Source organism: Marinobacter sp. B-12 (genome assembly GCF_056857915.1).
On record NZ_JBSXOB010000057.1, the window covers coordinates 353,868 to 379,550 of the forward strand.

The 25,683-nt window shown below is 57.3% G+C and carries 24 protein-coding genes; 18 read left to right on the forward strand and 6 right to left on the reverse strand.

Annotated features, from left to right (window positions below):
• Positions 1 to 88: 88 nt before the first annotated feature.
• Both ppsA and rraA read left to right on the forward strand, forming a co-directional pair.
• Complete coding sequence (gene ppsA, locus AC13D2_RS13230; RefSeq protein WP_482938747.1) at positions 89 to 2,482, forward strand: phosphoenolpyruvate synthase; 2,394 nt, start codon at positions 89 to 91, stop codon at positions 2,480 to 2,482.
• 25 nt (positions 2,483 to 2,507) lie between these two features.
• Complete coding sequence (gene rraA, locus AC13D2_RS13235) at positions 2,508 to 2,990, forward strand: ribonuclease E activity regulator RraA (RefSeq protein WP_300496421.1); 483 nt, start codon at positions 2,508 to 2,510, stop codon at positions 2,988 to 2,990.
• 64 nt (positions 2,991 to 3,054) lie between these two features.
• Here the strand turns inward: rraA and AC13D2_RS13240 are convergent, their stop codons facing one another.
• The 3 genes from AC13D2_RS13240 to AC13D2_RS13250 form a co-directional block, all read right to left on the reverse strand.
• Positions 3,055 to 3,357 carry a PilZ domain-containing protein gene (locus AC13D2_RS13240; RefSeq protein WP_317305439.1) on the reverse strand — a complete coding sequence of 101 codons (303 nt, stop codon included), beginning with the start codon at positions 3,355 to 3,357 and terminating at the stop codon, positions 3,055 to 3,057.
• A 183-nt stretch (positions 3,358 to 3,540) separates the two neighbouring features.
• Complete coding sequence (locus AC13D2_RS13245; RefSeq protein WP_482938748.1) at positions 3,541 to 4,212, reverse strand: TIGR04211 family SH3 domain-containing protein; 672 nt, start codon at positions 4,210 to 4,212, stop codon at positions 3,541 to 3,543.
• Between the two features lie 117 nt (positions 4,213 to 4,329).
• Positions 4,330 to 4,629, reverse strand: a complete 300-nt coding sequence (locus AC13D2_RS13250) for a YciI family protein (protein ID WP_420389053.1) — start codon at positions 4,627 to 4,629, stop codon at positions 4,330 to 4,332.
• A gap of 86 nt (positions 4,630 to 4,715) precedes the next feature.
• On the opposite strand from AC13D2_RS13250, the gene AC13D2_RS13255 reads away from it, so the two are divergent.
• A complete protein-coding gene (locus AC13D2_RS13255) occupies positions 4,716 to 5,594 on the forward strand; it encodes a PHP domain-containing protein (RefSeq protein WP_300496411.1) in 879 nt (292 codons plus the stop codon).
• On the opposite strand, the gene AC13D2_RS13260 is transcribed toward AC13D2_RS13255, so the two are convergent.
• Entirely contained in the window at positions 5,591 to 6,130 is a 540-nt protein-coding gene (locus AC13D2_RS13260; protein ID WP_300496409.1) for a YecA/YgfB family protein, read from the reverse strand. The two genes, AC13D2_RS13255 and AC13D2_RS13260, sit on opposite strands and share 4 nt — an antisense overlap.
• A gap of 3 nt (positions 6,131 to 6,133) precedes the next feature.
• Positions 6,134 to 9,286 (reverse strand): ribonuclease E, encoded by a 3,153-nt coding sequence (gene rne, locus AC13D2_RS13265; RefSeq protein WP_482938749.1) that lies wholly within the window; start codon positions 9,284 to 9,286, stop codon positions 6,134 to 6,136.
• Positions 9,287 to 9,990: 704 nt separating this feature from the next.
• On the opposite strand from rne, the gene rluC reads away from it, so the two are divergent.
• The 3 genes from rluC to AC13D2_RS13280 are packed head-to-tail and all read left to right on the forward strand — an operon-like array spanning position 9,991 to position 12,705.
• Positions 9,991 to 10,932: a 23S rRNA pseudouridine(955/2504/2580) synthase RluC gene (gene rluC / locus AC13D2_RS13270; protein ID WP_292049784.1), complete on the forward strand. Its 942-nt coding sequence runs from the start codon at positions 9,991 to 9,993 to the stop codon at positions 10,930 to 10,932.
• Between the two features lie 50 nt (positions 10,933 to 10,982).
• Positions 10,983 to 11,630, forward strand: a complete 648-nt coding sequence (locus tag AC13D2_RS13275; RefSeq protein ID WP_292049769.1) for an HAD family hydrolase — start codon at positions 10,983 to 10,985, stop codon at positions 11,628 to 11,630.
• A gap of 25 nt (positions 11,631 to 11,655) precedes the next feature.
• Complete coding sequence (locus AC13D2_RS13280; protein WP_292049768.1) at positions 11,656 to 12,705, forward strand: S49 family peptidase; 1,050 nt, start codon at positions 11,656 to 11,658, stop codon at positions 12,703 to 12,705.
• On the opposite strand, the gene AC13D2_RS13285 is transcribed toward AC13D2_RS13280, so the two are convergent.
• On the reverse strand, positions 12,672 to 13,307 hold the full coding sequence (locus AC13D2_RS13285) for a Maf family protein (protein WP_292049767.1): 636 nt from the start codon (positions 13,305 to 13,307) through the stop codon (positions 12,672 to 12,674). The genes AC13D2_RS13280 and AC13D2_RS13285 overlap by 34 nt on opposite strands.
• Before the next feature lie 151 nt (positions 13,308 to 13,458).
• Here AC13D2_RS13285 and AC13D2_RS13290 point away from each other — a divergent pair, with 151 nt between their 5' ends.
• The 12 genes from AC13D2_RS13290 to putA all read left to right on the forward strand — a co-directional run bounded on the left by AC13D2_RS13290 (position 13,459) and on the right by putA (position 25,618).
• Positions 13,459 to 14,013: a YceD family protein gene (locus AC13D2_RS13290; protein WP_292049766.1), complete on the forward strand. Its 555-nt coding sequence runs from the start codon at positions 13,459 to 13,461 to the stop codon at positions 14,011 to 14,013.
• 71 nt (positions 14,014 to 14,084) lie between these two features.
• Positions 14,085 to 14,264 (forward strand): 50S ribosomal protein L32, encoded by a 180-nt coding sequence (rpmF, locus tag AC13D2_RS13295; RefSeq protein ID WP_292049765.1) that lies wholly within the window; start codon positions 14,085 to 14,087, stop codon positions 14,262 to 14,264.
• A gap of 44 nt (positions 14,265 to 14,308) precedes the next feature.
• Complete coding sequence (plsX, locus tag AC13D2_RS13300; protein ID WP_292049764.1) at positions 14,309 to 15,310, forward strand: phosphate acyltransferase PlsX; 1,002 nt, start codon at positions 14,309 to 14,311, stop codon at positions 15,308 to 15,310.
• A gap of 129 nt (positions 15,311 to 15,439) precedes the next feature.
• Entirely contained in the window at positions 15,440 to 16,375 is a 936-nt protein-coding gene (gene fabD / locus AC13D2_RS13305; protein ID WP_292049762.1) for an ACP S-malonyltransferase, read from the forward strand.
• A gap of 16 nt (positions 16,376 to 16,391) precedes the next feature.
• Complete coding sequence (gene fabG / locus AC13D2_RS13310; RefSeq protein ID WP_007154070.1) at positions 16,392 to 17,135, forward strand: 3-oxoacyl-ACP reductase FabG; 744 nt, start codon at positions 16,392 to 16,394, stop codon at positions 17,133 to 17,135.
• Positions 17,136 to 17,268: 133 nt separating this feature from the next.
• Positions 17,269 to 17,502, forward strand: coding sequence for an acyl carrier protein (gene acpP, locus AC13D2_RS13315; RefSeq protein ID WP_007154069.1), 234 nt, complete (start codon positions 17,269 to 17,271; stop codon positions 17,500 to 17,502).
• 115 nt (positions 17,503 to 17,617) lie between these two features.
• Positions 17,618 to 18,865 (forward strand): beta-ketoacyl-ACP synthase II, encoded by a 1,248-nt coding sequence (gene fabF, locus AC13D2_RS13320; protein ID WP_300496392.1) that lies wholly within the window; start codon positions 17,618 to 17,620, stop codon positions 18,863 to 18,865.
• A 7-nt stretch (positions 18,866 to 18,872) separates the two neighbouring features.
• Positions 18,873 to 19,691 carry an aminotransferase class IV gene (locus AC13D2_RS13325; RefSeq protein WP_300496389.1) on the forward strand — a complete coding sequence of 273 codons (819 nt, stop codon included), beginning with the start codon at positions 18,873 to 18,875 and terminating at the stop codon, positions 19,689 to 19,691.
• 4 nt (positions 19,692 to 19,695) lie between these two features.
• Positions 19,696 to 20,763, forward strand: a complete 1,068-nt coding sequence (gene mltG / locus AC13D2_RS13330) for an endolytic transglycosylase MltG (RefSeq protein WP_292049758.1) — start codon at positions 19,696 to 19,698, stop codon at positions 20,761 to 20,763.
• Positions 20,760 to 21,392, forward strand: coding sequence for a dTMP kinase (gene tmk, locus AC13D2_RS13335; protein ID WP_292049757.1), 633 nt, complete (start codon positions 20,760 to 20,762; stop codon positions 21,390 to 21,392). Before mltG ends, tmk begins: the two co-directional genes overlap by 4 nt.
• A gap of 67 nt (positions 21,393 to 21,459) precedes the next feature.
• Positions 21,460 to 22,239, forward strand: coding sequence for an AraC family transcriptional regulator (locus AC13D2_RS13340; RefSeq protein ID WP_292049756.1), 780 nt, complete (start codon positions 21,460 to 21,462; stop codon positions 22,237 to 22,239).
• 199 nt (positions 22,240 to 22,438) lie between these two features.
• The gene (gene putA / locus AC13D2_RS13345; protein ID WP_300496384.1) at positions 22,439 to 25,618 is read left to right on the forward strand and encodes a bifunctional proline dehydrogenase/L-glutamate gamma-semialdehyde dehydrogenase PutA; all 3,180 of its coding nucleotides are present in this window, start codon (positions 22,439 to 22,441) and stop codon (positions 25,616 to 25,618) included.
• Positions 25,619 to 25,683: the final 65 nt, after the last annotated feature.

The following is a 25,683-nucleotide window of genomic DNA, read 5'->3' on the forward strand; positions in this document are numbered from 1 at the left end:
CACGCCAAGTTCGAGGGCCCGCAGTGGAGAATGCAGTAATTGCAGGGTTGGAATCAGCTCCACCTGTCCGGTTTGGCTCTTTGCTACAATGAATCAAGGGAGACACGCTTTGGAAGATTACATTATCTGGTTTGATCACCTGGGAATGTCAGACGTTGACCGGGTCGGGGGAAAGAACGCCTCCCTCGGTGAAATGATCAGTAATCTTGCCAACGCAGGTGTTACCGTTCCCGGTGGCTTTGCCACAACTGCCCACGCCTACCGAGAATTCCTGGCCAAGGACGGTCTTCGTGAGAAGATCGACAACGCCCTGGACGCCCTGGACATCAATGATGTGAACGAGCTGGCGCGAGTCGGCTCCGAAATTCGCCAGTGGATTCTCGATACGCCATTTCCGGACGCGCTGGAAAAGCCGCTTGCAGACGCCTATGCAAAGCTACGCGATGGCAACGACAACCTCGCGGTGGCGGTGCGTTCTTCAGCAACTGCGGAAGATCTTCCGGATGCGTCCTTCGCTGGTCAGCAGGAGACGTTCCTGAACGTTGTGGGTCTGGAGCAGGTACGGACGTCAGTAAAGGAGGTCTTCGCCTCTCTCTTCAATGACCGCGCCATTTCCTATCGCGTCCATCACGGTTTTGATCATAAACAGGTCGCGTTATCTGCGGGTATTCAAAAGATGGTGCGCAGTGAAACCGCTGCCAGTGGGGTTATGTTTACCCTGGACACGGAATCCGGTTTCCGGGACGTCGTGTTTATCACCGGCTCCTATGGTCTGGGCGAAACGGTGGTGCAGGGTGCTGTGAACCCCGATGAATTTTACGTTCACAAGCCCACCCTCACGGCGGGTAAACCTGCCGTTCTGCGCCGCAACCTGGGCAGCAAGGCCATCAAGATGGTTTATCACACTGACCCTGCCGCAGAGCAGTTTGTGGAAACGGTCAAGGTTGAACAGGACGATCGTAATCGGTTCTGTATCACCGACGCGGAAGTGGAAGAATTGGCCAAGCAGGCCATGATCATCGAAAAGCATTACCAGCGCCCGATGGACATCGAGTGGGCGAAAGACGGTGACGATGGCCGTATCTACATTGTGCAGGCCCGTCCGGAAACCGTTAAGAGCCGTGCCTCCGCCAATGTCATGGAACGCTACCTGCTCAACGAAACCGGCACCATTCTGGTGGAAGGCCGCAGTATCGGCCACAAGATTGGCAGTGGCCCGGTCAAGATTATCACCAGTATCAAGGAGATGGACCGCGTTCAGGCGGGCGACGTTCTCGTTACGGACATGACCGACCCGGACTGGGAACCGGTGATGAAGCGGGCGTCCGCCATTGTCACTGATCGAGGTGGGCGCACCTGCCACGCGGCGATTATTGCGCGGGAGCTCGGTATTCCAGCCGTGGTGGGTTGTGGTGATGCTACGGAAATACTGAAAGACGGGCAGGAAGTGACGGTGTCCTGCGCCGAAGGCGACACCGGAATGATCTACGAGGGCAGCCTGGATTTCGAGCTTAAAGAAAACACGGTCGACTCCATGCCCGCCATTCCGTTCAAAATCATGATGAACGTGGGTAACCCGGACCGGGCCTTCGACTTTCAGGCCTTGCCCAATGAAGGTGTCGGCCTGGCGAGGCTCGAGTTCATTATCAACCGCATGATTGGCGTTCACCCGAAGGCGCTGCTGAACTTTGACGGCTTGCCGAGGGATATCCGCCAGACGGTGGAGAAGCGGATTTCCGGATACAGCTCGCCAGTGGATTTTTATGTCGACAAACTGGTGGAAGGAATATCCACCCTTGCTGCCGCCTTTGCGCCCAAGAAGGTGATTGTGCGGTTGTCCGACTTCAAGTCCAATGAATACGCCAACCTGATCGGCGGTACCCTATACGAGCCTGACGAAGAAAACCCGATGCTTGGCTTCCGCGGTGCTTCCCGGTATATCTCCGAAACCTTCCGCGACTGTTTTGAGCTTGAATGCCGGGCTCTGAAGAAAGTCCGAAATGAAATGGGGCTGACCAACGTTGAGATCATGGTGCCGTTTGTCCGCACTGTGGGGGAAGCTGAGCAGGTAGTGAATCTGTTGGCGGAGAATGGTCTCAAGCGTGGTGATAACGGATTGCGTGTGATCATGATGTGCGAGCTCCCCGCGAACGCCCTGTTGGCCGAACAGTTCCTGGAGCACTTTGATGGCTTCTCGATTGGTTCTAATGACCTGACTCAGCTAACCCTGGGCCTGGATAGAGACTCCGGCATCATCGCCCACCTGTTCGACGAGCGGAACGACGCCGTCAAGGCGTTATTGGCCAGCGCCATCCAGGCCTGCAAAAAGGCCAATAAATACATTGGTATCTGCGGCCAGGGGCCATCGGATCATCCGGATCTGGCCAAGTGGCTGATGGATCAGGGCATTGATTCGGTGTCGCTGAACCCCGACTCGGTACTGGATACCTGGTTCTTCCTTGCTGACGAGAAAATCGACTGACCATTTCGACAAAAGGAGCGTACGCGTGCCTATCGTAACCCCTGATCTGTGTGACGATTACCCCGAAATCCTGGTGGTAGAGCCGGGTTTCCGCAACTTTGGTGGCGTGGACGCCTTCGGGGGCGAGATCGTGACGGTGAAATGCTTTGAGGATAATTCCATCGTTAAGGAACAGGTTGCCCTGCCGGGTAACGGTCGTGTGATGGTTGTCGATGGAGGAGGATCAAAGCGGGCTGCTCTGCTGGGTGACATGCTGGCCGAGAAAGCAGCGGATAATGGCTGGGCAGGCCTGGTGATCTATGGCTGCATTCGCGATGTGGATGTCATTGGAACGACGGCTTTGGGGGTGCAGGCGCTGGGAACGCATCCACGTAAAACCGAGAAGCGTGGAGTGGGTGACCTGGACGTACCGATCACGTTCGGCGGTGTGACCTTTCATCCTGGCCATTACATCTATGCAGATAACAACGGTATCGTGGTTTCCGAAAAGCCATTGAAGACTGACTGATGCAGCCGCTTGCCCGGTAGTCTCTCAGAGCACTGCCGGGCTACATTCCGCCTGACCGTTCCGGTCAGCGTTTTACCTTTACAATCTCCATGCCCAGCAGAAATCCATCCCCGTCCGGAACACAGCGCAGCACTCGGCAAACCGTTTCGAATGGCGGAAACTGCTCGCTGGTGGAGGGAAGAAGGGTGTGGATTTCATCCCCTTCGGCGAACGCCTTTTCCGTATAGAGTTGCATGCCAGTGCCGCTGAGATCCCGGCAAATGCCAGGAATCGCGACGCCGTTGCTGTCTGTGAGTTCGATTTCCGAATTCATCGTCATGCGGTGGAAATCGCGTTTTTCTGAATAGTCCTTCATGGTTTCAGACATCCCGGCACCTCGCGGTTGTTGTTTTGTTAGTTATAAATGTTGAGGGTGGAAGCGTCAAAGAATTCATGGGAATAAAAATTTGAGAAACTCTTATATTTAGTAGTTAAGCCCTAAAAAAGACACTACATATAGTTTTTTAGCGGAAAACCCTGTCCGGCCCCCCCCCCGGTGTGGGGAGGTATTTTACGCCCAGTTGTCCGTTTTCCTTGAAGGCTTGAGAAGCGGGATAACAAGGGCCAGAATCACGCCGAGCAGCACAAGGGCTGCACCCAATAGCATGAAATCGGATTCCTTCTTGGCTTCCAGGCGTTCCTTCTCAGCGGTGAGCACTTCCAGGTCGTTGCGCAGCTTCTGGTTTTCTTCGCGAAGCTCACTATTCCGCCGGTTCAGGTTAATGGAGTCCGAGGCGACTTCCTTGATATTACGAAGCTCTTCACTGAGCCTTCCTGAGCGAGCCTCCAGGGACTCTTCCGAGCTCCTGAGTTCGTTCCGCTCAGCGGTGACTTCCTCAAGCTGCGTTCTGAGATTGCTTAGTTCATTGCGGGCCTGTTCCAGTTGCCGGTTGGTGGCTTCCAGACGTTGGCGTGCAATAGGGGTGTCGGTGAGATAGCGTGACACCATCCAGCCTTCGATTCCGTCCGGTGTGCGTACCCGGCTGTACCCTGATTCCGATGTTTCCAGCAGCTCAAGTGAGGTCCCGCTTCGGACCCCAGAGTGAAGGATGCGGTATTGCGTTCCTTCGCCACTTCGGATCGGAGCGTAGAGCGTATCATCGACATAAACGGTTCTGGCGTATGCTGACGTTGCAGCCACCATCAAAACGATAATGCAGGTAATCAGACGTAATGGCGTCACTGGTTTTATTCCCTGGAACAGCGATTTAAGGCGCAATTTTGTCATAGATGCCGGGCCATACAAGGTGGAGTTCATTACAAAAAACTCATGGTGCCAGGCGCAAACCACCGCGTGGCTTCAAGGCAGCACTGCCTTGAAGGGTTTGACGGTGACTTTCTGGTACACGCCAGCATCCACATAGGGGTCAGCATCGGCCCAGTCCTGGGCCGATGCCAGTGAATCGAACTCGGCCACAACCAGACTGCCGGTGAATCCCGCATCACCGGGTTCCGGTGTATCCAGGGCCGGGTGGGGGCCTGCGACAAGAAGGCGACCCTCGTCTTTGAGCTGTTTCAGTCGTTCAATGTGGGCAGGACGGGACGCGGCTCTGAGTGGCAAGCTGCCTTCGACATCCTCGCTGATGATGGCGTAGTACATGATAACCTCCGGATATTTACTGACACAGTGTAATAGCTGGCTGGTACACTGGCATGAATGGTATTTACTCTGAATTCGGAAATGATGTGACTATAACTCAAGAAGCTGACTTCTGCATTGATCTGCATTGCCACACGACGGCGTCCGACGGCGCGTTGCCGCCAAGGGAATTGGTCGCACGCGCACACGCGAGAGGCGTCACTCACCTCGCCGTGACAGATCACGACACCATTGCCGGACTTGAAGAAGCATCCGAGGCTGCAAGGGAAACGGGCGTTACTCTGATTTCTGGCACCGAGTTGTCCTGCCTCTGGAAAAGCAACACCATACACATAGTCGGGCTTGATTTTGACATTGACGACGACTGTCTGAAGCAGGCATTGGAGCGGCAGAATACGAATCGTTGGTCCCGGGCCCGCACCATTACCGACAAGCTTTCGAAGCTGAAAATTGAAAACCTGCTTGAGAAGGCAACCGACAGAGCGGGCGGGGATGTGCCTGGCCGCCCTCATTTTGCCAGGGTGCTGGTGGAAGAGGGGGTGGTAAAGGATATCGCGCAGGCGTTCAAGCGCTACCTTGGTGCCGGCAAGGCGGGGGATGTAAAGGGTTTCTGGCCTGAATTGCCGGAGGTTGTCCGGTGGATTACCGAGGCTGGAGGTGTGGCCGTGCTGGCCCATCCAAGGAAGTACAAACTTACGGCGACAAAACTGCGAGCACTCGTTGCTGACTTCCGTCAGGCGGGTGGCCGGAGTATTGAAGTCTCAACGTCGGGGCAGTCCAGTGGCGATCTGGGCTTTTTGGCAGAGTTGTGTCGCCGGGAAAACCTGCTTGCCTCTCAGGGCAGCGATTTCCATTTTCCGGGTGCACCCTGGTGTGAGCTTGGGGTCATTATGAAAATGCCAGACGGACTTGAGCCTGTCTGGCATCATTTCAAACAACCGGCCGGGGTTCCTGCAGCGGTTTAATCCGGTGCGTGGAACAGCAGGTACAGGTCGGTCAGCGAGTCGGGGATCGCGTCCGCCATTTGCCGGGACAGTTTCTCGCTGTTGCGGACATTCTGGAAGTCTTCATCCTCGAACAGCCCGGACAGCGTGAGCATCGGCACCAGCAGGTCCGCGGTTTCTTCCTCGCCGGCCTTCAGCCAGGCTTCCTCATTCTCAAGGAAGGTGTCCACGAACCCGGCACACCAGTTCTCCAGCGCATTCATCGGGTCGCCATCTTCAGGTTCCGGCAACTCAAGGGGCTGGCCCATGTCCAGTGCGTGTGCCATATCCCTGCCGAGCTGTTCAACGGCTTGTCGGAACACATCCGGAACCTGGCCGCTGGACGCCTGTTCAGCGCCCGTGGCCAGTCTGAAGATGTCCTCAGTGCTCAAGGATGCCGGGCCCACCACGCTGGCGCAGACAACCCCGTGCAAACCGAAGAAATCCAGGGCTTCGTCACCCCAGGGTTCGGCGAAAAGGATGTCTTCCAGCGCTTCGATGTCCGAATCTGATAGCATTCGTCAGTTACTCCCGGCCTTTTTGGCCTCCTCGGCTGCCCGCTGACGCTTGCGGACTTCCCTCGGGTCATTATAGGCGCGGCCCGGTGTAACCGGTACATCCACCTGCTCACTCGGCTTTTCTTGCTCGGCAGCGGGCTCAATTGCCTTTTCGTCGAGCTTTTGCTTGCCCTCTGCTGGGGAGGTCTCAGCCTTCGGTTCCGCAGCTGGTTTGCTGATGGCTTCCTGCGCTTCTTCAGCCTTACCCGCTGCTACCGGCTCGCTAGCCGGGGTAGCGGTTTCGGGTTGTTCCGCTTTCTCGGCTTTGGGCGTAGGCAGCTCAGCGTCAGCAGTACTGTTGGCCTTGGGTTTGGTGTCGGCTTCTGTTGGTTGTGGCTTGGTTTCCGCTTTCTGCTTGGGTGCCTCAGCCTCGGCTTCAGCTACGGGCTTTGAGCCTTCGCTTTCAGGAGCCGCGTTTTCAGCCTTGTCGACCGTCGCATCTGCTTGGGCGGTTTCGGCCTTCTTTTCAGCTGGCTTTCTGGGCGACCGGCGTGGTCGGGCAGGGCGTTTCGGCTTTTCCTCAACACTGGTGTTGGCTTCAGAGTTCGCCGCTTCATTGCCAGCGGTGTCTGGCTGATCGGTCTTCGCGGTGCCAGAAGTTGCCGGCCGCGGCTGCTTTTCAGGCGCTTCCCTGGGCTCCGCGTTATCGGCCGCTGGTTCAGCGGCTTTCTCCGCCGATTTTTCCATCGGTGTTTCCGTCGCGCTTTCCGCTGACTTCGCTTCGACAGGTTTTTCAGCCACGCTTTCCGCCGGCTTCGGCTCTGCCGTATTGGCCGCCGCTACGTCCGGTTTTCCTGCTGGTTGAGTTGCAGGTTGCTTATCGGTCTGCTCTTCTGGCTGAGTATCCTTCTGATGCTTTTCGCTGCGGGCGGACTTCCGATCTGCCGGTGTGGACGCCGGGTTCTCAGCGGGGGAGCCGTCGCGATTACGATTACGTCTTGGTTTACGACGTTTTTCGTCGGAGCCGGACTTTTCGGCGGCAGCACTTTTCTGGGTGCCGGTGTCCTGTTGTTCCTTCTGGTCCTTCTGGTCCTTGGCCTGAGACTTGTTGCGCCCCTGTCCGCGCCCCTGGCCCTGGGGTTGGCCGTCTTTGCGGTTGCCATCCCTGCGGCTATCGGCTGTCTTGTCGGTACCTCCCTGCTGGCCTTGGCCACTACGGCCCTGGTCGTCTCCGCGATTGCGGTTTGCACCTCGGTTACGTCCCCGGTTGTCATCGCTGCGGCTGCTGTCGCCGCGATTAGCGCCGGCCTGACGGCGATCAGCACCGCTACGATTGCCGGAACGGTTGTCGTCACGGGCTACCCTGGATTTGCGACGGTCCTGGCGGTCCTGGGTGCGGCGGTCGTCACGGTTGGAGCCGGCGGGCTGCTCCCGTTTTACCGGTGGTTCACCGATGACCTCCTCGCCGCTGAAGAAATCCGCAATCTTGCGGCCAAGTTTGCTGAACAGGCCACCACTCTGTTCGGCCGGAGTCTCTTGTGCTGCCTTTTCCGGAGCCGGTGCGGGCGCAACCGGTCGAATGGCTTTCACCGCAGCCTGTTCGCGAACCGGAGGCTGGGCAGCGGGGGCTTCGAAGATTTCTTCTTCCCTTTCACTGTACTCCTGAGCCACCTGATAGCTCGATACATGCTCCACGCCGGTCTCATCGTCACGCATGCGCAGGATTTCGAAGTGTGGTGTTTCCATGTGAGGGGCGGGTACGACCACCACTTCCACTTCCTGCCGCGCCTCGATATCGGCCAACTGTTTGCGCTTCTCGTTCAGCAGGAAAGTGGCGACGGCGACAGGCACCACGGCGCGAACCTGACCGGTCTTTTCCTTGGAAGATTCCTCGTAGATCAGGCGCATGATGCTCAGGGCAAGAGACTCGATGCCCCGAATGGTGCCCTGGCCTTCACAGCGGGGACAGACTTCGCTGCGGGTTTCGCCAAGGGATGGGCGCAAACGCTGGCGCGACATCTCGAGCAGGCCAAAGCGGGAAATCTTGCCCACCTGGACCCGGGCACGGTCGATTTCCAGTGCTTCGCGCATCTTCTGCTCGACTTCGCGCTGGTGCTTGGCCGGGGTCATGTCGATGAAGTCGATCACGATCAAGCCGCCCATGTCCCTGAGGCGCAGTTGGCGGGCAATCTCTTCCGCCGCTTCCAGGTTAGTCTGGAGCGCGGTTTCCTCAATGTCGTGGCCTTTGGTGGCACGGGAGGAGTTGATGTCGATAGATACCAGTGCTTCGGTGGGATCAATTACGATGGAGCCACCGGAGGGCAGCTTCACTTCACGCTGGAAGGCGGTCTCGATCTGGCCTTCGATCTGGTAGCGGCTGAACAGGGGGATTTCGTCCTTGTACAGCTTGATCTTGTTTTCGAACGAGGGCATGACGGCACGAACGAAGTTCAAGACGTCTTCGTAAACCGTTCCGGCGTCAATCAGCACCTCACCAATGTCCTGGCGAAGATAGTCGCGTACAGCGCGGATAATGACGTTGCTTTCCTGGTGGATCAGGAACGGCGCTTTGCGCTCTCCGGCGGCCTGGGAAATGGCTTCCCAGAACTGGACGAGGTAGTCCAGATCCCATTGCAGCTCTTCGGTGGTGCGGCCGATGCCGGCGGTGCGCACAATAATGCCCATGGATTTGGGCACCTGTACGTCGTTCATGGCCTCTTTCAGCTGCGCCCGCTCCTCACCCTCAATGCGGCGGGAGATGCCACCAGCCCGGGGGTTGTTCGGCATCAGCACGAGATAGCGACCGGCCAGGGAGATGAAGGTGGTGAGGGCTGCACCCTTGTTGCCACGTTCTTCCTTATCCACCTGAATGATGACTTCCTGGCCTTCAGCAACCACATCCTTGATGTTGATCTTGCCTTCGATCTGGCCGGGGGATTTCTTGAAATATTCCTTGGAGATTTCTTTGAGAGGAAGGAATCCGTGGCGTTCCGCGCCGAAGTCCACAAAAGCGGCTTCCAGGCTGGGCTCTACACGGGTTATGCGACCCTTGTAGATATTGGCTTTTTTCTGCTCGCGGGAGCTGGACTCGATGTCGAGGTCAAACAGACGCTGGCCGTCAACCAGGGCTACGCGCAACTCTTCGGGATGAGTCGCATTGATTAGCATTCTTTTCATGGAAAGAAATGGTTCCTGTCGTTTGGTTTGGACAGAAAACCTGGGGAATGGCATCGGCGAAGCAGAACTTGCGTGCCGCGGGCCCCTTGTAACAGGGACAATCCGACGGCCAGACGAATCAGATCCCTGCGGGGAGTTTTCCCGGGGTTCCGAGGCCACCGCCGACGGCTCGCCTGCCTGAGGGCAGGAAAGAGTCGCTTAGGGTCAGAGTCTGTTGGCGCATGTTATCCGTTTTCTGGTTCACGCGGGTGCCTGGGTCTCACGTCGTATTCGTATGCTGGACGGCCCGGCCCTGCGTGCTGGTAATGATTCTTCGCGATGTCGCCCGACGGTTTTCCGTACGGTTTCTTGTTCCCCCGGCTTTCGGGCAGTCGCTGTAATCAGCGTCTTCCGTTTCGATCCGGGAGGATTTCAATCGCCGAGCCCGGTAATGATTGGGCTTCCGGCGTTCAAACTCTCAAATAGTGTCGGTATACTCCTGCCGCTCCGGCTTCTGGCATACTGGCCAGGCCGTAGACAAACGGCAGAGCACGCCGGAATATAACAGTATTCGCCGGCTCCTTCAATCCCGCAGGGTTTCCAGCGGTAAGGTATCCATGTCCAGATCGACCAGGCAAAAACGTTCCCCTTCCTCACCACGGTCTGTCGGTGATGGCAAGAGTAGCCCTGTGCCCGGCTCCAGAGGCGGTGAGATCAGGCAGGGTGTGCGAAAGGTGGTTGTTGATGAGGATAATCACGGCCAGCGCGTGGACAACTACTTGATGGCGCAGATCCGAGACGTGCCGCGCAGCATCATTTATCGCATTATCCGCAAGGGTGAGGTGCGCGTGAACAAGGGAAGGGTTAAGCCCGACACCCGTTTGAACACGGGGGATGAGGTGCGCATTCCACCGGTCACCCGCAAGGAAAAGCCGGTACAGGTTGTTCCGGGGTCCCGTGTTCAGGGTGTCATGCAGGACGCAGTGGTGTTTGAGAATGATCAGATGCTGGTGGTCAACAAACCATCCGGTATAGCGGTACACGGCGGCAGTGGTTTGGATTTCGGGTTGATCGAAGTCTTGCGGGCGGCGCGGCCGGAAGCCCGGTTTCTGGAACTCGTACATCGGCTTGACCGGGATACCTCGGGGTTGGTGATGGTCGCGAAAAAGCGTTCCGCATTGCGTTATTTGCAGGACGAATTGCGTCACAAGCGAATTCGCAAGCGTTACCATGCCCTGGTGGCGGGTGACTGGCCTGGGTCTGTCAAGAAGGTCAGCCAGCCGCTGTTGCGGTTTGAACTGGGTTCCGGTGAGCGCCGTGTTCGTGTGGATGAGGCGGGAAAGGACTCTCTCACCCGATTTCGGGTGCTGGCGACCTATTCAGGGTATACGCTGGTTGAGGCTTCACCTGTAACCGGTCGTACCCATCAGATTCGCGTTCACAGTGCCTGGGCCGGTCATCCGATTGCCGGGGATGACAAGTATATGGATGATGTAAGCCTGCGGGCGTTTCGTTCCGCCGGCGGTCAGCGTTTAATGCTCCACGCCCGTGCCCTGGACTTCACGCTGCCCTCTACAGGAGAGCCTGTTCATCTTGAGGCTGTGTACGACGAGGCCTTCAGCGAGCTTATGGCCAAACTGGCTGCACGCCGGAAGGCATCCGAATAATCCGTTGTTCTGTGGCAGGCAAACAGGACAACCGCACCAAGGTAGTATCAATGGACGTAAAGGTCGTGATTTTTGACTGGGACGGAACGCTGGTGGATTCCGTTGATCATATTGCAGACAGCCTTCACCAGGCGGCCACCGAATTGGGGTATCCGGAACTGGAGCGCGAGGCCTATCGCGATATCATTGGTTTGGGCATGATTGAAGCTCTGGAAAAGCTGTATCCCGGTATAACGCGGGAGGAAATGACTACCATCCGTGAGGGTTATGCCCGTTACTTTTTCGCCAAGGTGACCACGCCCCAGAATGTATTCGCGGGCATGGCGGACGTATTGGCAGATCTGCGCACGGGCGGGCGCGGCTGTTCGGTGGCCACCGGCAAGAGCCGCCGTGGCCTGGAGGGGGCGCTGGTGTCCAGCGGCCTTGGCCCGCATTTCGATATCACCCGTTGCGCGGATGAAACCCGCTCCAAGCCCGATCCGGCGATGCTCGGAGATATCATCCGCTTCTACGGCATTGAACCGGCGGAAGCGGTTATGATCGGTGATACCCGTTACGATCTGGAGATGGCTCAGCGTATCGGTATGCCGTCTATTGGTGTGGAATGGGGTGTGCATAAACGGGATGTACTGGGGCACTATGCGCCACACGCGATCGTCGATTCGGTCAAAGACCTGCGCGACGTACTTGGCCTCTGAACCGTAACAGCAACAGGAAGTAGCAATGAGCGATTGGGAATCAGACAGGCATCCCGGCTGGGGGAGCGAACCAGAAAACCCAGAAAACGGGGCGAGCAGATCCGCGGGAAGTCGCCGCAAGCCGGCGATGCCACCGGAGTCAGCTCGTGATTGGAAGCTGATCGAGAAGCTGGTGATGTCGCTGCAGTCAGAGCAGAGAAAAAGCCGCCGCTGGGGGATATTTTTCAAGCTGCTGACGTTCGGGTATCTCTTTGCCTTGCTGTTGATGATCCAGTTTCCGTTAAGCGGTGCGCTGGAATCCGCTGCCAAGGGAAAGCATACGGCGCTCGTAGAGATTGAGGGCACGATTGCGGCGGATGAGCTCGCCAGTGCCGACAACATCGTGGGTTCCCTGCGCGAAGCGTTCGAGGCGGAAAACTCAGTGGGTGTGATTTTGCGGATCAATAGTCCGGGTGGCAGTCCGGTCCAGTCTGGATACGTCTATGACGAAATCGTCAGGTTGAGGGACGAATATCCGGAGAAGAAGGTGTACGCGGTGATTTCCGATATTGGTGCCTCTGGCGCCTACTATATTGCTGCGGCTGCTGATGAAATTTACGCCGATAAGGCGAGCCTGGTGGGTTCCATCGGTGTGGTGGCTGGCGGTTTCGGTTTTACCGGGATTATGGACAAGCTGGGGGTCGACCGCCGTCTGTACACGGCAGGGGAGAACAAGGCTTTCCTGGACCCCTTCTCGCCGGAGGAAGAGAAAGAGGTGCAGTTCTGGCAAGACGTTTTGAAGACCACCCACAGCCAGTTTATCGAAAGTGTGCGTAAGGGGCGGGGTGATCGGCTTGCGGATGACGAGCAACTGTTCTCAGGACTGGTCTGGAGCGGCGAGCAAGCACTCGAGCTTGGTCTGATCGATGGCCTTGGCAGCTCCTCCCATGTGGCGCGGCAGGTCATCGGCCAGGAGGATCTTGTGGACTATAGCCGCCGTGAATCGCCGTTCCAGAATATCGTTGACCAGTTCGGCGTTTCCGTGGGCAGTGGTATTGCCCGCTACTTCGCTGAATCGCGGTTGGAGCTTCGGTGAGAGGCGGGCAGCGGATGCAGCGGGTTGAGCCCCCAGTTTCGAAGCATGTCGGTGAGCGCGATCAATGGCAGGCCGATCAGGCTGTTAGGATCGCGCCCGTCGAGGCGGCTGAATAAGGCAATGCCCAGGCCTTCCATTTTAAAGCTGCCGGCACAGTCGTAAGGTTGCTCGGTGTGCAGGTAGTTGTTGATTTCGTCCGCGTCGAGCTGGCGGAAGTGGGCGTGAAAGTGTTCGCAGTGGCTCTGTCGCTGCCCGGTACTTGAGTCCACCAGCACCAGACCGGTCAGGAATGAGACGCGCTGACCACTGCTGCGTTCCAGCTGTTGCGCTGCGCGCTCATGAGTTCCCGGTTTGTTCAGTATGGTGCCGTCCTCCAGGCATGCGATCTGGTCAGAGCCGATGATCCAGTGCTCCGGGTAGTCACCACAAAGGGCTTCCGCTTTTTTAAGCGCAAGCCGCACGACCAGTTGCTCTGCACTCTCATTCATACGCTGCGATTCATCCACGTTCGGCGATGCGGTATGGAACGGCAGTCTTAGCTTTTCCATCAGTTGTCGCCGATAAGGTGAGGATGAGGCAAGCAGAAGCGGGTGTTGTTTCATTGGGGTTCCTTTTATCAGCGCTTGGAGTTGACCGAGTGGTCCCGGTTGCACCGTTAATATCGTAGAATACACCTATCAGCAGCGTAACCCCTGCCCAAAAGCGCATGAAGTCTTTGACAGCGGGCGGCCAGGTCCCTAAAATTGCGCGCCTATGTCAAAAGCCTCAAGCACCGAGCTGCCCAAAACTGTCGATCCTTACCGGTTGGCAGAGCAAGAAATAGTGTTGGAGGGAGAAATTCCTCTGCAGGCATTGTCTCGTTTTGGTGATTCTGTATTTGGATTTGAGGATGGCGCAGTGTGCCGGGTAAGCCTGTCATTCTCCATGGACGGCGAGCGCCGGCGCATGGTGACAGGTGAACTGGAAGCACCGGTTACCTTGGAGTGTCAGCGCTGCATCGGGCCCATGCAAAAGACACTGGTCTCCCGCTTTACGCTGGGGTTGGTGACCAGCGACGAGCAGGCCCAACAGTTGCCAAAAGAACTTGAACCGTTTCTGACGGACGATTTCAGCGCGGATTTGTGGTCCTTGGTTGAGGATGAGCTGCTACTGGTTCTGCCTCCGTTTCCGCTCCACGAGCGTGACGAATGTCCGGCCCGAAAAGAGCTGGAAGCCTTTGAACAGGATGAGTCCGTGGACGAGCCGGTCAGGAAGTCTGAAGACAACCCGTTCAGCGTGCTGGCGGATCTCAAGACAAAGAAACATTAATCAGGCGTCGTTTTCTCTGGAAACCGTCGCGAATTTAACGAACACACGTTTATCAGGTCAGGAGCATAATCATGGCTGTACAGAAAAATCGAAAAACCCGCTCAAAGCGCGGTATGCGCCGTTCACACGATGCTCTGAGCACGGCAGCTCTGTCCACTGACACGACAACCGGTGAAGTGCATCGTCGCCACCATGTGTCTCCGGACGGTTTTTACCGTGGCAAGCAGGTAATTGAGGCTGGCGACGAGTAAAACGTCGCGAGCAAATCCACCCGCCAGTGCGAGATGGAGGAACGGTGAAACCGGTCACCATCGCAATTGACGCCATGAGTGGTGATCGCGGAGCCGAGGTTGTGGCCTCCGCTGCACTGGCCGCGGTGAAAGAAAACGAAGCCTTGAGTCTTGTTCTGGTGGGAATCCGGAGCGAGCTCGAGGCTTTGTTGCATCCTGGGCACTCGCGGATTCGTATCGTCGAAGCTGCCGATGTCGTGCGGATGAATGAGCGGCCCTCCCATGCGCTTCGCCACAAACGCAATTCGTCCATGGCCGTGGCGCTGGGGCTTGTCCGCGACGGTGTTGCTCAAGGTTGTGTCAGTGCTGGCAATACCGGCGCGCTCATGGCGTTCGGCCGTTCTGTTATCCGCATGTACCCGGGTATTGAGCGCCCTGCCATCGCCAAACTGATTCCGTCGCTTCGGGGGCGTTGCCACGTGCTCGATCTGGGCGCCAACGTGGACTCCACCGCGGAAAACCTCTATCAGTACGCACTTATGGGCTCACTGATGGCATCGGCGATCTGCAGTCAGCCGGAACCTCGAGTCGCTCTGCTTAACGTTGGCGAAGAGGAAATCAAGGGAAATGAGCAAGTGCGGCTTGCCTCTCATATGCTGGCTCAGTGCGATACCATCAACTATATCGGATACATTGAGGGCAGTGATCTGTTCCGCGACGTGGCGGATGTGGTGGTGTGCGACGGTTTTGTCGGGAACATTGCCCTGAAGACGGGTGAGGGCGTTGCCGGTCTGCTGATTGAGCTGCTTGAGCAAGCCTTCACGCGAACCTTTTACGGCAAGTGTGTCGGCGTTTTGGCGCGACCGATCATTGGACGGCTGCTTCGGCTTATGGACCCGTCAAGACACAACGGCGCCAGTCTCCTGGGGCTTCAGGGTGTGGTGATAAAGAGCCATGGCAATGCCAACGAGCGCGCCATGCTGGCTGCCATACGTCAGGCGGTTCGTGAAGTTGAACTGGAAGTGCCCAGCCGTATCAACGAACGTCTTGACGATCTGATGATCTAGTCGCTCAGGCCTTGGCCTCTCCCTGAGACTAAAGTCTCTCCCCATTTTTGCTAGATTGGCCGGATCGCCCCCCAGGTTGTACTATTGGCTAATCTCCCGTAACCCTTCATTGACGGTAAGATTCCCACTATGAAATCAGCCTTTATTTTTCCCGGACAAGGATCGCAGTCTGTCGGCATGCTGGGAGCAGCTGCCGAGAACTGGCCGATCATAGAAAAAACGTTTTCCGAAGCCTCCGATGTGCTGGGCTATGATCTCTGGCATCTGTGCCAGCATGGCCCTGCGGAAGAGCTTAATCAGACCACGGTTACCCAGCCAGCGCTGTTGGCGGCGAGTGTCGCACTCTGGCGGCAGTGGTTTGTAGCCGGAGGTCAGGCGCCTGACTTTGTCGCCGGGCACAGCCTGGGTGAGTACAGCGCACTGGTTGCTGCGGAAAGCCTGAACTTTTTTGACGCCATTAAACTGGTGCGACTGCGTGGCGAGCTCATGCAGGCTGCTGTGCCAGCCGGCGAAGGCAAGATGGCAGCCATTCTTGGTCTCGAAGACGACGATGTAACCGCAGCCTGTGCCGAGGCGGCGAATGGTGATGTGGTGGCAGCCGTCAACTTCAACGCCCCAGGGCAAGTGGTGATTGCTGGTGCGGCTGAGGCGGTTGAACGCGCCATCGAAGCCTGCAAGGCCCGGGGCGCCCGCAAGGCCATGCCATTGCCGGTGAGTGTACCTTCCCACTGTGCCCTGATGAAGGGAGCCGCAGAGGAACTCGCAACCGCGTTGGACGAAGTAACGTTTAACGATGCTGTCATCCCGGTCATACAGAATGTTACCGCTTCCGTCGCCCAGGACAGTGAGTCCCTCAAGGCTAATCTGGTCAAGCAGCTATACTCTCCGGTGTTGTGGACCGATACAGTTCGTAAACTGGTGGCAAATGATGTGCGGATCGCTGTAGAGTGCGGCGCCGGTAAAGTCCTTGCAGGGCTGGCGAAGCGCATTGACCGTGAATTGTCGGTTTACGGCATTGACGAGCCGGATGCGCTGGCAAAGGCGTCAGAGGCATTTGGACAGTAATAAATAGGAGCAACACATGTCTCTTGAAGGCAAAACAGCGCTGGTAACGGGTGCAACTCGCGGGATCGGAAAGGCCATTGCAAAGGCGTTGGCAGATCAGGGCGCCATGGTGGTTGGTACTGCAACCAGTGAGAATGGCGCCGAGTCGATTTCCGCCGACCTGAAAGCAGCAGGCGCGAAGGGTTTCGGTATCGTAATGAATGTTGCCGACCCGGACAGCATCGAGGCTGGCCTGAAGGAAATCAACGAGAAAGCTGGTGCGCCGGCGATCCTGGTCAACAATGCCGGGATTACTCGTGATAATCTGCTGATGCGGCTGAAGGACGATGACTGGGCGTCGGTGGTGGAAACCAACTTGTCCAGCGTCTACCGGACCAGCAAGGCCGTATTGCGGGGAATGGCCAAGGCGCGATGGGGTCGGGTGATCAATATCAGTTCGGTTGTGGCTGGGATGGGTAACCCCGGACAGGCCAACTATTGCGCTGCCAAGGCCGGAGTTGAGGGTTTTACCCGCAGCCTGGCGAAAGAAATGTCGAACCGGGGCATTACCGCCAATTGTGTAGCGCCTGGATTTATCGATACGGATATGACCCGAAAACTGGACGACAAGCAACGTGAGGCTATGATGGAAGTCATACCTGCCGGTCGTCTGGGTGAGCCGGAAGAAGTGGCTGCGGTGGTTGCCTTCCTGGCGTCGGAAGCCGCTGGTTACGTGACGGGTGAAACGATCCACGTGAACGGTGGTATGTACATGGGATAGTCCCCGAGGGGGGCGTGTGCGCAAACCCTTGTCGCACAACATGTTTGAATGGAACCCCTGCTTGTTTGCAGGTATGGTTTAAACTAAACTGGCAGCACTTAAGTTGCTTGGTTGACACAAAAGTGAGGACATTATGAGTACAGTTGAAGAGCGCGTGAAGAAGATCGTTTGTGAGCAGTTGGGCGTTAAAGAGTCCGAGGTTCAGAACACATCTTCTTTTGTAGAGGACCTTGGCGCTGACTCACTGGACACCGTTGAGCTGGTCATGGCACTCGAGGAAGAGTTTGAGACCGAAATTCCCGATGAGGAAGCAGAAAAGCTGGCGAGTGTCCAGGACGCGATCGACTACATCGTCGCGCACACCTGATACTCTGCACGCTTTATGCGCCAGGCAAAAGCCGTCCATGTGATTAGACATCGGACGGCTTTTTTATTGGCAGGAATGACAGTTCATGATCAGCAAGGAACTCGGGTGAAGGGGTATGGCTAAACGACGTGTTGTAATCACAGGCATGGGAATGCTCTCGCCGCTGGGTAACGATGTGGATTCGTCCTGGGACGGTATTCGTTCCGGTCGCAGCGGCATTGCCGGGATCGACCGCTTTGACACCACCGGATACAACACACGGATCGGCGGTGGCATCAAGAATCTGGATATGGAACCTTACCTGTCCACGAAGGACGCCAGAAAACTGGATGCCTTCATTCATTACGGCCTGATAGCGGCGCAGCAGGCTGTGGACGCCAGTGGCCTTGATGAATACACGGATCTCGATCGTGAAAGGGTTGGGGTTGCCATCGGCTCAGGCATCGGTGGCCTTGAATACATCGAGAAGAACGTGATCACGATGGAGAAGTCCGGGCCGCGAAAGGTGTCTCCCTTCTTCGTGCCAGCCTCCGTAATCAACATGATTTCAGGAAACGTGGCTATCCGCTTTGGCTACAAGGGCCCAAACATCGCGATCGTGACAGCCTGTACGACCGGCACCCATAACATTGGCTATGCGGCGCGCACCATTGCCTACGGAGATGCCGATGTGATGTTGGCCGGTGGTTCGGAGATGGCCACCACCCGAAGCTCTATTGCCGCTTTTTCAGCAGCGCGTGCGTTGTCCACCCGCAATGACGAACCGGAAAAAGCCAGCCGGCCGTGGGATCGTGGTCGGGATGGCTTTGTGCTCAGCGACGGCGCCGGCGTGCTCGTGCTGGAGGATCTCGAGCATGCGAAACGCCGTGGAGCCACCATTCATGGCGAAGTCATCGGTTTCGGTATGAGCGACGATGCGTTCCATATAACCGCGCCCCCTGAAAGCGGAGAGGGTGCCGCGCGCTCCATGACGAATGCGATTCGTGACGCCGGGCTCGGTGCCAACGACATCGACTATATCAATGCCCATGGCACTTCCACGCTCGTGGGAGACTTGGCAGAGGTGTCTGCAGTGAAGTCGGTATTTGCCGACCACGCTTATACGTTGGCTGTCAGCAGTACCAAGTCCATGACCGGGCATCTGCTTGGCGCTGCCGGGGCCGTTGAGGCCATTTTCTCGGTATTGGCGATTCGGGAGGGCGTGCTGCCACCGACGATCAACCTTGACGATCCCGATGATGGTTGTGACCTGGATTTTGTAGCCGGCAAGAGCCGCAAGGCAGATGTCCGGGTTGCGTTATCCAACTCTTTTGGTTTTGGTGGTACAAACGGCACCCTGATTTTCCGTCGTTACGAGGGTTGATCGGGTTGTGTTGAACGTTATTCGTCCCGACGGCAACGGTGTTTCCGCGACAGACCGTGGGTTGGCCTACGGTGATGGGTTGTTTGAAACCATCCGCATGCGTGGCCGGCAAGCCCTGCTGCGCTCACACCATCTGGATCGTATGGTGGTCGATGCCGGTCGCCTGGGCATTCCGGTTGAGCGCAGTGACCTGGATGCTGAAATTGGCCGCTCGGGTAGCGATTTGGCCTCCCAATACGGCGACGACGACTGGGTGCTAAAGCTCGTCCTCACTCGAGGGGGTGGCGGGCGAGGTTATCGGTGGCCTGTCGAGTGTGAGCCAAGCCTGATTGTCACCTCTTCTCCTATGCCCATGCTCCCTCCGCCGGGAGGAGTGGTCGCAGCGTTGTCGCAGTTTCCTCTCACCGTGAATCCGAGGCTCGCAGGTATCAAGACCCTGAACCGGCTGGAGCAGGTGATGGCAAGCCGTGAATTCAGTGGCGAGGAATTCGAACTGATCATGGCGAACGCCGACGGACAGTTGCTTGAGGGGACGCGAACCAACCTCGTTGTCAGAATGGAGGGCGAGTGGGTAACCCCTCCGGTTGAGAGCCTTGCGGTGGCAGGTGTCATGCGGCAGTACGCCCTTGAGTGTTTGCGCGCATCCGGCCATACCATCCGGGAGCAGATCATCCCACCTGCGTTGCTGTCGTCGCCCGGGCTGCGTGGACTGTATCTCGTCAACAGCGTTGTCGGTATCGTCGCGGTTCGCAGATTGGGCAGCGTTGATTTGCCAGTTGATGATGGGCTTGAGACAATCTGCGACCCTCTGAAAACTTTGGAATAAAAGCTTGTTCAAGAAGTTACTCATCTGTGTGTTGTGTCTCTCCGTCCTGGCGCTCGCCGGGGGCGGCCTCTGGTTGTGGCAGGGGCTTCAGACCCTTGAGCAACCGGTGGCGTTGGATGAGCCGGTTCTGTTCAGCGTGCCCTCCGGGAGCGGTTACGGCCAGGTTGCGCGTAAACTCGAAGCAGAAGGTTTTGTGGGCGACAGTCTGTGGCTGAAGATTCATGGGCGTCTGTACCCGGAGCAGGCGTTGCTCAAGGCCGGCGAATATGAGTTCACCAATGGCATGACCAGTCTCGACATGATCAATGCGATGGTCTCCGGTGACACCAAGCACTGGCAGATTCAGTTTATCGAAGGCTGGACCTTCCGTGACATGCGTGCCGCACTAGCCAGCAGTGAGCGTCTTGGGCAGGTGACCGCCGACTGGACCGACGAGCGGATTATGGAGGAGATCGGAGCCAGCGGGGCACATCCTGAAGGCCGCTTTTTCCCGGATACCTACCTGTTTACCAGCAGTGAAACCGACCTTGACCTGCTGCGCAGGGCCTTTGAACGAATGGAAGAGGTGCTTGCGACGGAGTGGCAGGCGAGGGCGGAAAACCTGCCTTACGATTCCCCCTATGAAGCTCTGATTATGGCGTCGATTGTTGAGCGCGAGACCGGTGCGGTTCATGAGCGAGAACAAGTCGCCGGTGTCTTTGTCCGGCGCCTGGAGAAAGGTATGAGGTTGCAGACCGACCCTACGGTCATCTATGGGATGGGGGAGAACTATCAGGGGCGAATCACCCGCAAGGATCTGCGAACCCACACCGACTACAATACCTATCGGATCGACGGGCTGCCGCCCACGCCCATCGCGTTGCCAGGCCGGGAAGCGATTCATGCCGCCCTGAATCCGGCTGAAGGCGACACACTGTACTTTGTGGCGCGCGGCGATGGCACCCACAAGTTCTCGAAAACCCTGGCAGAACACCAGAAGGCCGTGAGGGCATTTCAGCTCAACCGCCGTTCAGACTATCGTTCCTCTCCAGCTCCGTCTCCGGATACAACAGCGGAAGAGGGTGGCCAATGACCCGCAGAGGGCAGTTCATCACCTTTGAAGGTACGGAAGGGGTTGGGAAGTCCACTCAACTGGCGAACGCCGCGAGTACACTGGACGCGCTTGGTGTTGACTGCGTTGTGACCCGGGAACCTGGCGGCACCCCGATGGCGGAGTCCATTCGCGAGCTGTTGCTGGCGCCGCGTGATGAGCCGGTGAACGAAACCACCGAGCTACTGCTGATGTTCGCCGCCAGGGCACAACACCTTCATACGCGTATTCTTCCTGAATTGGAGGCTGGTCGCTGGGTGCTGTGTGATCGGTTCACCGACGCCACCTTTGCCTACCAGGGGGGAGGGCGTGGCGTGCCCGCCGAGCGCATAGCACTGCTGGAAAACCTGGTGCAGGGCACGGTGCGCCCGGATCACGTTGTCCTGCTGGACGCACCGGTGGAAACCGGTATGACCCGTGCCCGCCACCGGGGTGACCTGGACAGGTTCGAACAGGAAGCGGTCGCGTTTTTCGAGCGAATACGCGAGACCTATCTCGCTCGCGCCGCCAACGCGCCGGGCCGTTATCACATTGTGGACGCCTCCCAGCCGATTGAGACGGTCAGCGACGAGGTCGCGGGCCTGCTTCGAAATCTGGTGAGTCGGGCGTAGTCGTGCAAGTTTGCCGATGATCTGCTTTAATTGAGCTACATTCTCAGGAAATCTTCGGATCGCGGGCATGTTGGACGCACGTTTGCTCAAGCTTCCCACCGCTTCACACCACCATCGTCACGAGCATCACCAGATTGTTGTCGGTGTTCGTGGAGAGGCTGACCTGAGTGTGGACGGAACAGGTTCGCACCTGGACACCTGGCGGGCCTGCCTGGTCCCCACCGAAGCGCGCCATGATTACTGTGGCGACCTGCAGAACCACGTTCTGGTTATCAATCTTGATCCCTACATGCCGGCCATCAATAGTCCAGGCCACAGTGAGTATGAAACGCTCGCGCCCCTGTTTGAGCGGCCGCGGACATTGGTTCTGGACAATAAGCTGCAAGGGCTGGTTCAGTTCGTGGCGGGAGAGTTCGATCGCTCGCCGGATAATCAGGATATGCAGCGGCACATGGGGGCAAGCATCTTGCACTGCATGGCAGAACGCCTGAACGAAGGCAGGGAGGTTCGCCAGAACCGCCATGCCATCAGCCCAGACACGATCCGCCGTTACATCATGGAGAATATTCAGCGCAAGATAACGGTAAGCGACCTTGCCGGTGTGGCCTGCCTGAGTGTCAGCCGCTTCCACGAAATGTTCCGTGACGTGACGGGTATTACCCCCCACCAGTTCCTGCTCCAGACCCGGCTTGACCAGGCCGCGCAATTCCTGACCATGACCTCCCTTTCGGTCTCCGAAGTCAGTTACCGAACTGGATTTTCCTCCCAAAGTGCCCTTACCAACGCGCTCAGAAAACACAAGGGTACGACTCCGTCCAGATTGCGTTTTGGTGAAAAAGTCGCCTGATGTGTTAAAAAAGCCTCATTTTCGGACGAATTTACAAAAGAATCGTAGGATTTTGTAAGCTTGCAGTCCGTAGTAATACTAACTTAACAGGGTAGCTGATCACGTCACAGCGCAGTACGGTATGTACGCGTTGTTTGACCCAACCATAAAAAGTTCGAGGGGCCCGGCCATTGACGGGAACCGTCGGCGAGGCGCTCAGATGTTCAATGCAAGCAAGGTGCTCGAGCCTGCATTTCAGGAACAACCAAAGTCGTTCTTCTGGCAAGCGATTACTGCCAACTACGCCGTCGACGAAACACGTTACCTCAACGAACTGATTCCCCTTGCCCAAAGCAACGCTTCTGAGCATCGAGACGTCGCTGAAACGGCAACGAGCCTGATCAGAAAGGTCCGCGAGCAGGATGACTCGGTCCATATGGTTGACGCACTGCTGCAGGAATACAGCCTTGATACAGAAGAAGGCATCCTGCTGATGTGTCTGGCCGAGGCGTTGATGCGTATCCCCGACAAATACACCGCCGATGCGTTGATTCAGGACAAGCTGTCGGACGCTGACTGGAAGAAACACGTGGGCCGCAGCGAGTCGACACTGGTTAACGCCTCCACTTGGGGGCTGCTCCTGACCGGTCGCGTGGTCAAGATGGACAAACGGCTGGATGGTTCCCCGTCCAGTATCTGGAAGCGTCTTATCAAGCGTAGCGGCGAGCCGGTCATCCGCAGCGCGATGTACCAGGCCATGGCCATTATGGGCAAACAGTTCGTGCTGGGTCGGGATATCGACGAAGCATTAAGGAACGCCCGCGAATACCGGGATTTGGGCTACACCTACTCCTTCGACATGCTCGGCGAAGCGGCCATGACCAAGGACGATGCCGACCGTTACCTGAAGGACTACATGGATGCCATTGAGTCCGTGGGGAACGACACCTACCCGGACAGCCGGACGCCGGCGCCTTCGATTTCCATCAAGCTGTCAGCCCTGCATCCTCGATACGAGGCGTCCCAGGAAGAGCGGGTTCTGGCAGAACTCTACGCAACGATCATTGACCTGCTGACGTTTGCGCGGGAAAAGAAGGTGTCCATTACCATCGATGCCGAGGAAATGGATCGGCTGGAAATCTCGCTAAAGCTGTTTGAGAAGTTGTTTACGTCACCGGTTGCAAAGGGGTGGGGTGGTTTTGGCATGGTTATCCAGGCCTATTCCAAGCGTGCTTTGCCGGTGTTGTGCTGGTTGACCAAGCTGGCGAAACAACAGGGTGACGAGGTCCCCATTCGCCTGGTCAAAGGGGCCTACTGGGACACCGAGATCAAAATCTGCCAGCAGTTGGGCCTGGAGGGCTACCCTGTATTCACGCGCAAAGAAGCCACCGACACGTCCTACCTGGCGTGTCTGCGTTATTTGCTGAGTGACTACACTGAAGGAGCATTGTACCCGCAGCTTGCGAGCCACAACGCCCATACGGTTTCCTCGGTTCTGACCATGGCCAGGAACAAAGGGCGCAAGATCGAGTTCCAGCGCCTGCACGGTATGGGGGACGCCCTATACAACAGCATCCTTGAGGACAACAATCTTCCGGTTCGTATCTACGCCCCTGTGGGTGCACACAAGGATCTGTTGCCGTATCTGGTACGACGGCTCCTGGAGAATGGCGCAAACTCCTCGTTTGTTCACCGATTGGTGGATGCGGCGACGCCCATTGAAGCCCTGGTGCAGAATCCGGTTCAGGAATTGCAGGGATACGACTCGTTGCCCAACGACCGTATTCCACTGCCCATCGACATCTTTGGCGACGAGCGGCGCAACTCCAAGGGAATAAATATCCATGTAGCTGCCCATCTGGACCCGTTGCTGAATCATCTTGGGCAATGGGCAACGACCTGCTGGGAAGCTGCACCCGTCATTGGTGGTGAAAAGCGCCGGGATGGCGCGCGGAATGATATCCACGCGCCCTACGACAGTGCCCAGCACGTTGGTCAGGTGTTCTGGGCGACCGAGGCCATGGCGGAAGAAGCAATGGCCGTTGCAACGGAAGGCTTCGTCTCCTGGCGGGAGCGCCCGGTGGAGGACCGTGCCGGCTGTCTCGAGCGATACGCCGATCTGATGGAAGTGAATATGCAGGAGCTCATGGCGATCTGCTGCCGTGAAGCCGGGAAAACCATGCAGGATGGTATCGACGAGGTGCGCGAAGCCGTCGACTTCTGTCGCTATTATGCCCTTCAAGGCCGATCCCGCTTTGGCAAGGCCATGGCTCTGCCTGGCCCCACGGGAGAGAGCAATGAGCTATACATGGAAGGGCGGGGCGTTTTCCTCTGTATCAGCCCCTGGAACTTCCCCCTGGCTATTTTTACCGGCCAGGTGATGGCGGCGTTGGTGGCAGGGAATGCTGTTATCGCCAAGCCTGCGGAACAGACAAGCCTGGTTGCTCAACGGGCTTTTGAGCTGATGCTGGAAGCGGGCTTCCCGCCCGACGTGATTCAATTTTTACCCGGTGATGGCGCAACAATCGGCGGCAAACTGACCCCGGACCCCAGAATTGCCGGCGTCGCCTTCACCGGCTCTACACAGGTAGCGCACACGCTCAATCGTACTCTGGCGCAGCGTGAAGGGGCGATTGTGCCCCTCATCGCCGAGACCGGCGGACAGAATGCCATGATTGTGGACAGCAGTGCACTGCCGGAACAGGTGGTCATGGATGTTATCCAGTCCGCTTTCGCCAGTGCCGGGCAGCGTTGTTCGGCACTGCGTGTGCTCTATATCCAGAAAGAGGTCGCTGATCGCACAGAAAGCCTGCTGGCGGGCGCCATGCAGGAACTGTCGGTCGGTAACCCTGAGCGTCACAGTACCGATGTGGGACCGGTGATTGACCAAGCAGCGCGGGATGCTCTGAAAGCCCACCTGACCGACCTGGGCAAACGGGCCAGGTTGGTATCTCAGACACCATTACCGGAGGACTGCCGGGGGGGATACTTTGTTCCACCGTCCGCCTACGCTATTTCAAGTATCAACGAGTTGAAAGACGAGCACTTCGGCCCCGTTCTTCACATTGTTCGCTACACTGCAGAGAAGCTGGATGATGTGATTGATGAAATTAATGCGGCGGGTTATGGGCTTACCCTGGGTATTCACAGCAGAAGTGAGTCCACAGCGGCCTATATTGAGCGGCGGGTAAAAGTGGGCAATACCTACGTTAACCGAAACCAGATTGGCGCGGTTGTTGGTGTTCAGCCTTTCGGGGGGCGGGGACTTTCCGGTACCGGTCCGAAAGCTGGCGGACCGCATTACCTGCTACGGTTTGCCACGGAGAGAACCCGCACGATCAACACCACGGCGGTGGGTGGAAACGCGTCACTGTTGTCGCTTGGTATTGAAAAGGTTTGATAGGGCGCTTTGCTTACAAGGCAGTGCGGAACGAAAACCTGAACGATAGGAGGTAAGTATTAAGA

Coding starts and splice junctions, on each gene's coding strand:
- fabG (WP_007154070.1), top strand. CDS start 16,392: ATGTCTCTTGAAGGCAAAACAGCGCTGGTAACGGGTGCAACTCGCGGG.
- rpmF (WP_292049765.1), top strand. CDS start 14,085: ATGGCTGTACAGAAAAATCGAAAAACCCGCTCAAAGCGCGGTATGCGC.
- acpP (WP_007154069.1), top strand. CDS start 17,269: ATGAGTACAGTTGAAGAGCGCGTGAAGAAGATCGTTTGTGAGCAGTTG.
- AC13D2_RS13340 (WP_292049756.1), top strand. CDS start 21,460: ATGTTGGACGCACGTTTGCTCAAGCTTCCCACCGCTTCACACCACCAT.
- ppsA (WP_482938747.1), top strand. CDS start 89: ATGAATCAAGGGAGACACGCTTTGGAAGATTACATTATCTGGTTTGAT.
- rne (WP_482938749.1), bottom strand. CDS start 9,286: ATGAAAAGAATGCTAATCAATGCGACTCATCCCGAAGAGTTGCGCGTA.
- AC13D2_RS13280 (WP_292049768.1), top strand. CDS start 11,656: ATGAGCGATTGGGAATCAGACAGGCATCCCGGCTGGGGGAGCGAACCA.
- AC13D2_RS13290 (WP_292049766.1), top strand. CDS start 13,459: ATGTCAAAAGCCTCAAGCACCGAGCTGCCCAAAACTGTCGATCCTTAC.
- fabF (WP_300496392.1), top strand. CDS start 17,618: ATGGCTAAACGACGTGTTGTAATCACAGGCATGGGAATGCTCTCGCCG.
- AC13D2_RS13260 (WP_300496409.1), bottom strand. CDS start 6,130: ATGCTATCAGATTCGGACATCGAAGCGCTGGAAGACATCCTTTTCGCC.
- AC13D2_RS13275 (WP_292049769.1), top strand. CDS start 10,983: ATGGACGTAAAGGTCGTGATTTTTGACTGGGACGGAACGCTGGTGGAT.
- fabD (WP_292049762.1), top strand. CDS start 15,440: ATGAAATCAGCCTTTATTTTTCCCGGACAAGGATCGCAGTCTGTCGGC.
- AC13D2_RS13240 (WP_317305439.1), bottom strand. CDS start 3,357: ATGTCTGAAACCATGAAGGACTATTCAGAAAAACGCGATTTCCACCGC.
- tmk (WP_292049757.1), top strand. CDS start 20,760: ATGACCCGCAGAGGGCAGTTCATCACCTTTGAAGGTACGGAAGGGGTT.
- AC13D2_RS13250 (WP_420389053.1), bottom strand. CDS start 4,629: ATGTACTACGCCATCATCAGCGAGGATGTCGAAGGCAGCTTGCCACTC.
- putA (WP_300496384.1), top strand. CDS start 22,439: ATGTTCAATGCAAGCAAGGTGCTCGAGCCTGCATTTCAGGAACAACCA.
- AC13D2_RS13285 (WP_292049767.1), bottom strand. CDS start 13,307: ATGAAACAACACCCGCTTCTGCTTGCCTCATCCTCACCTTATCGGCGA.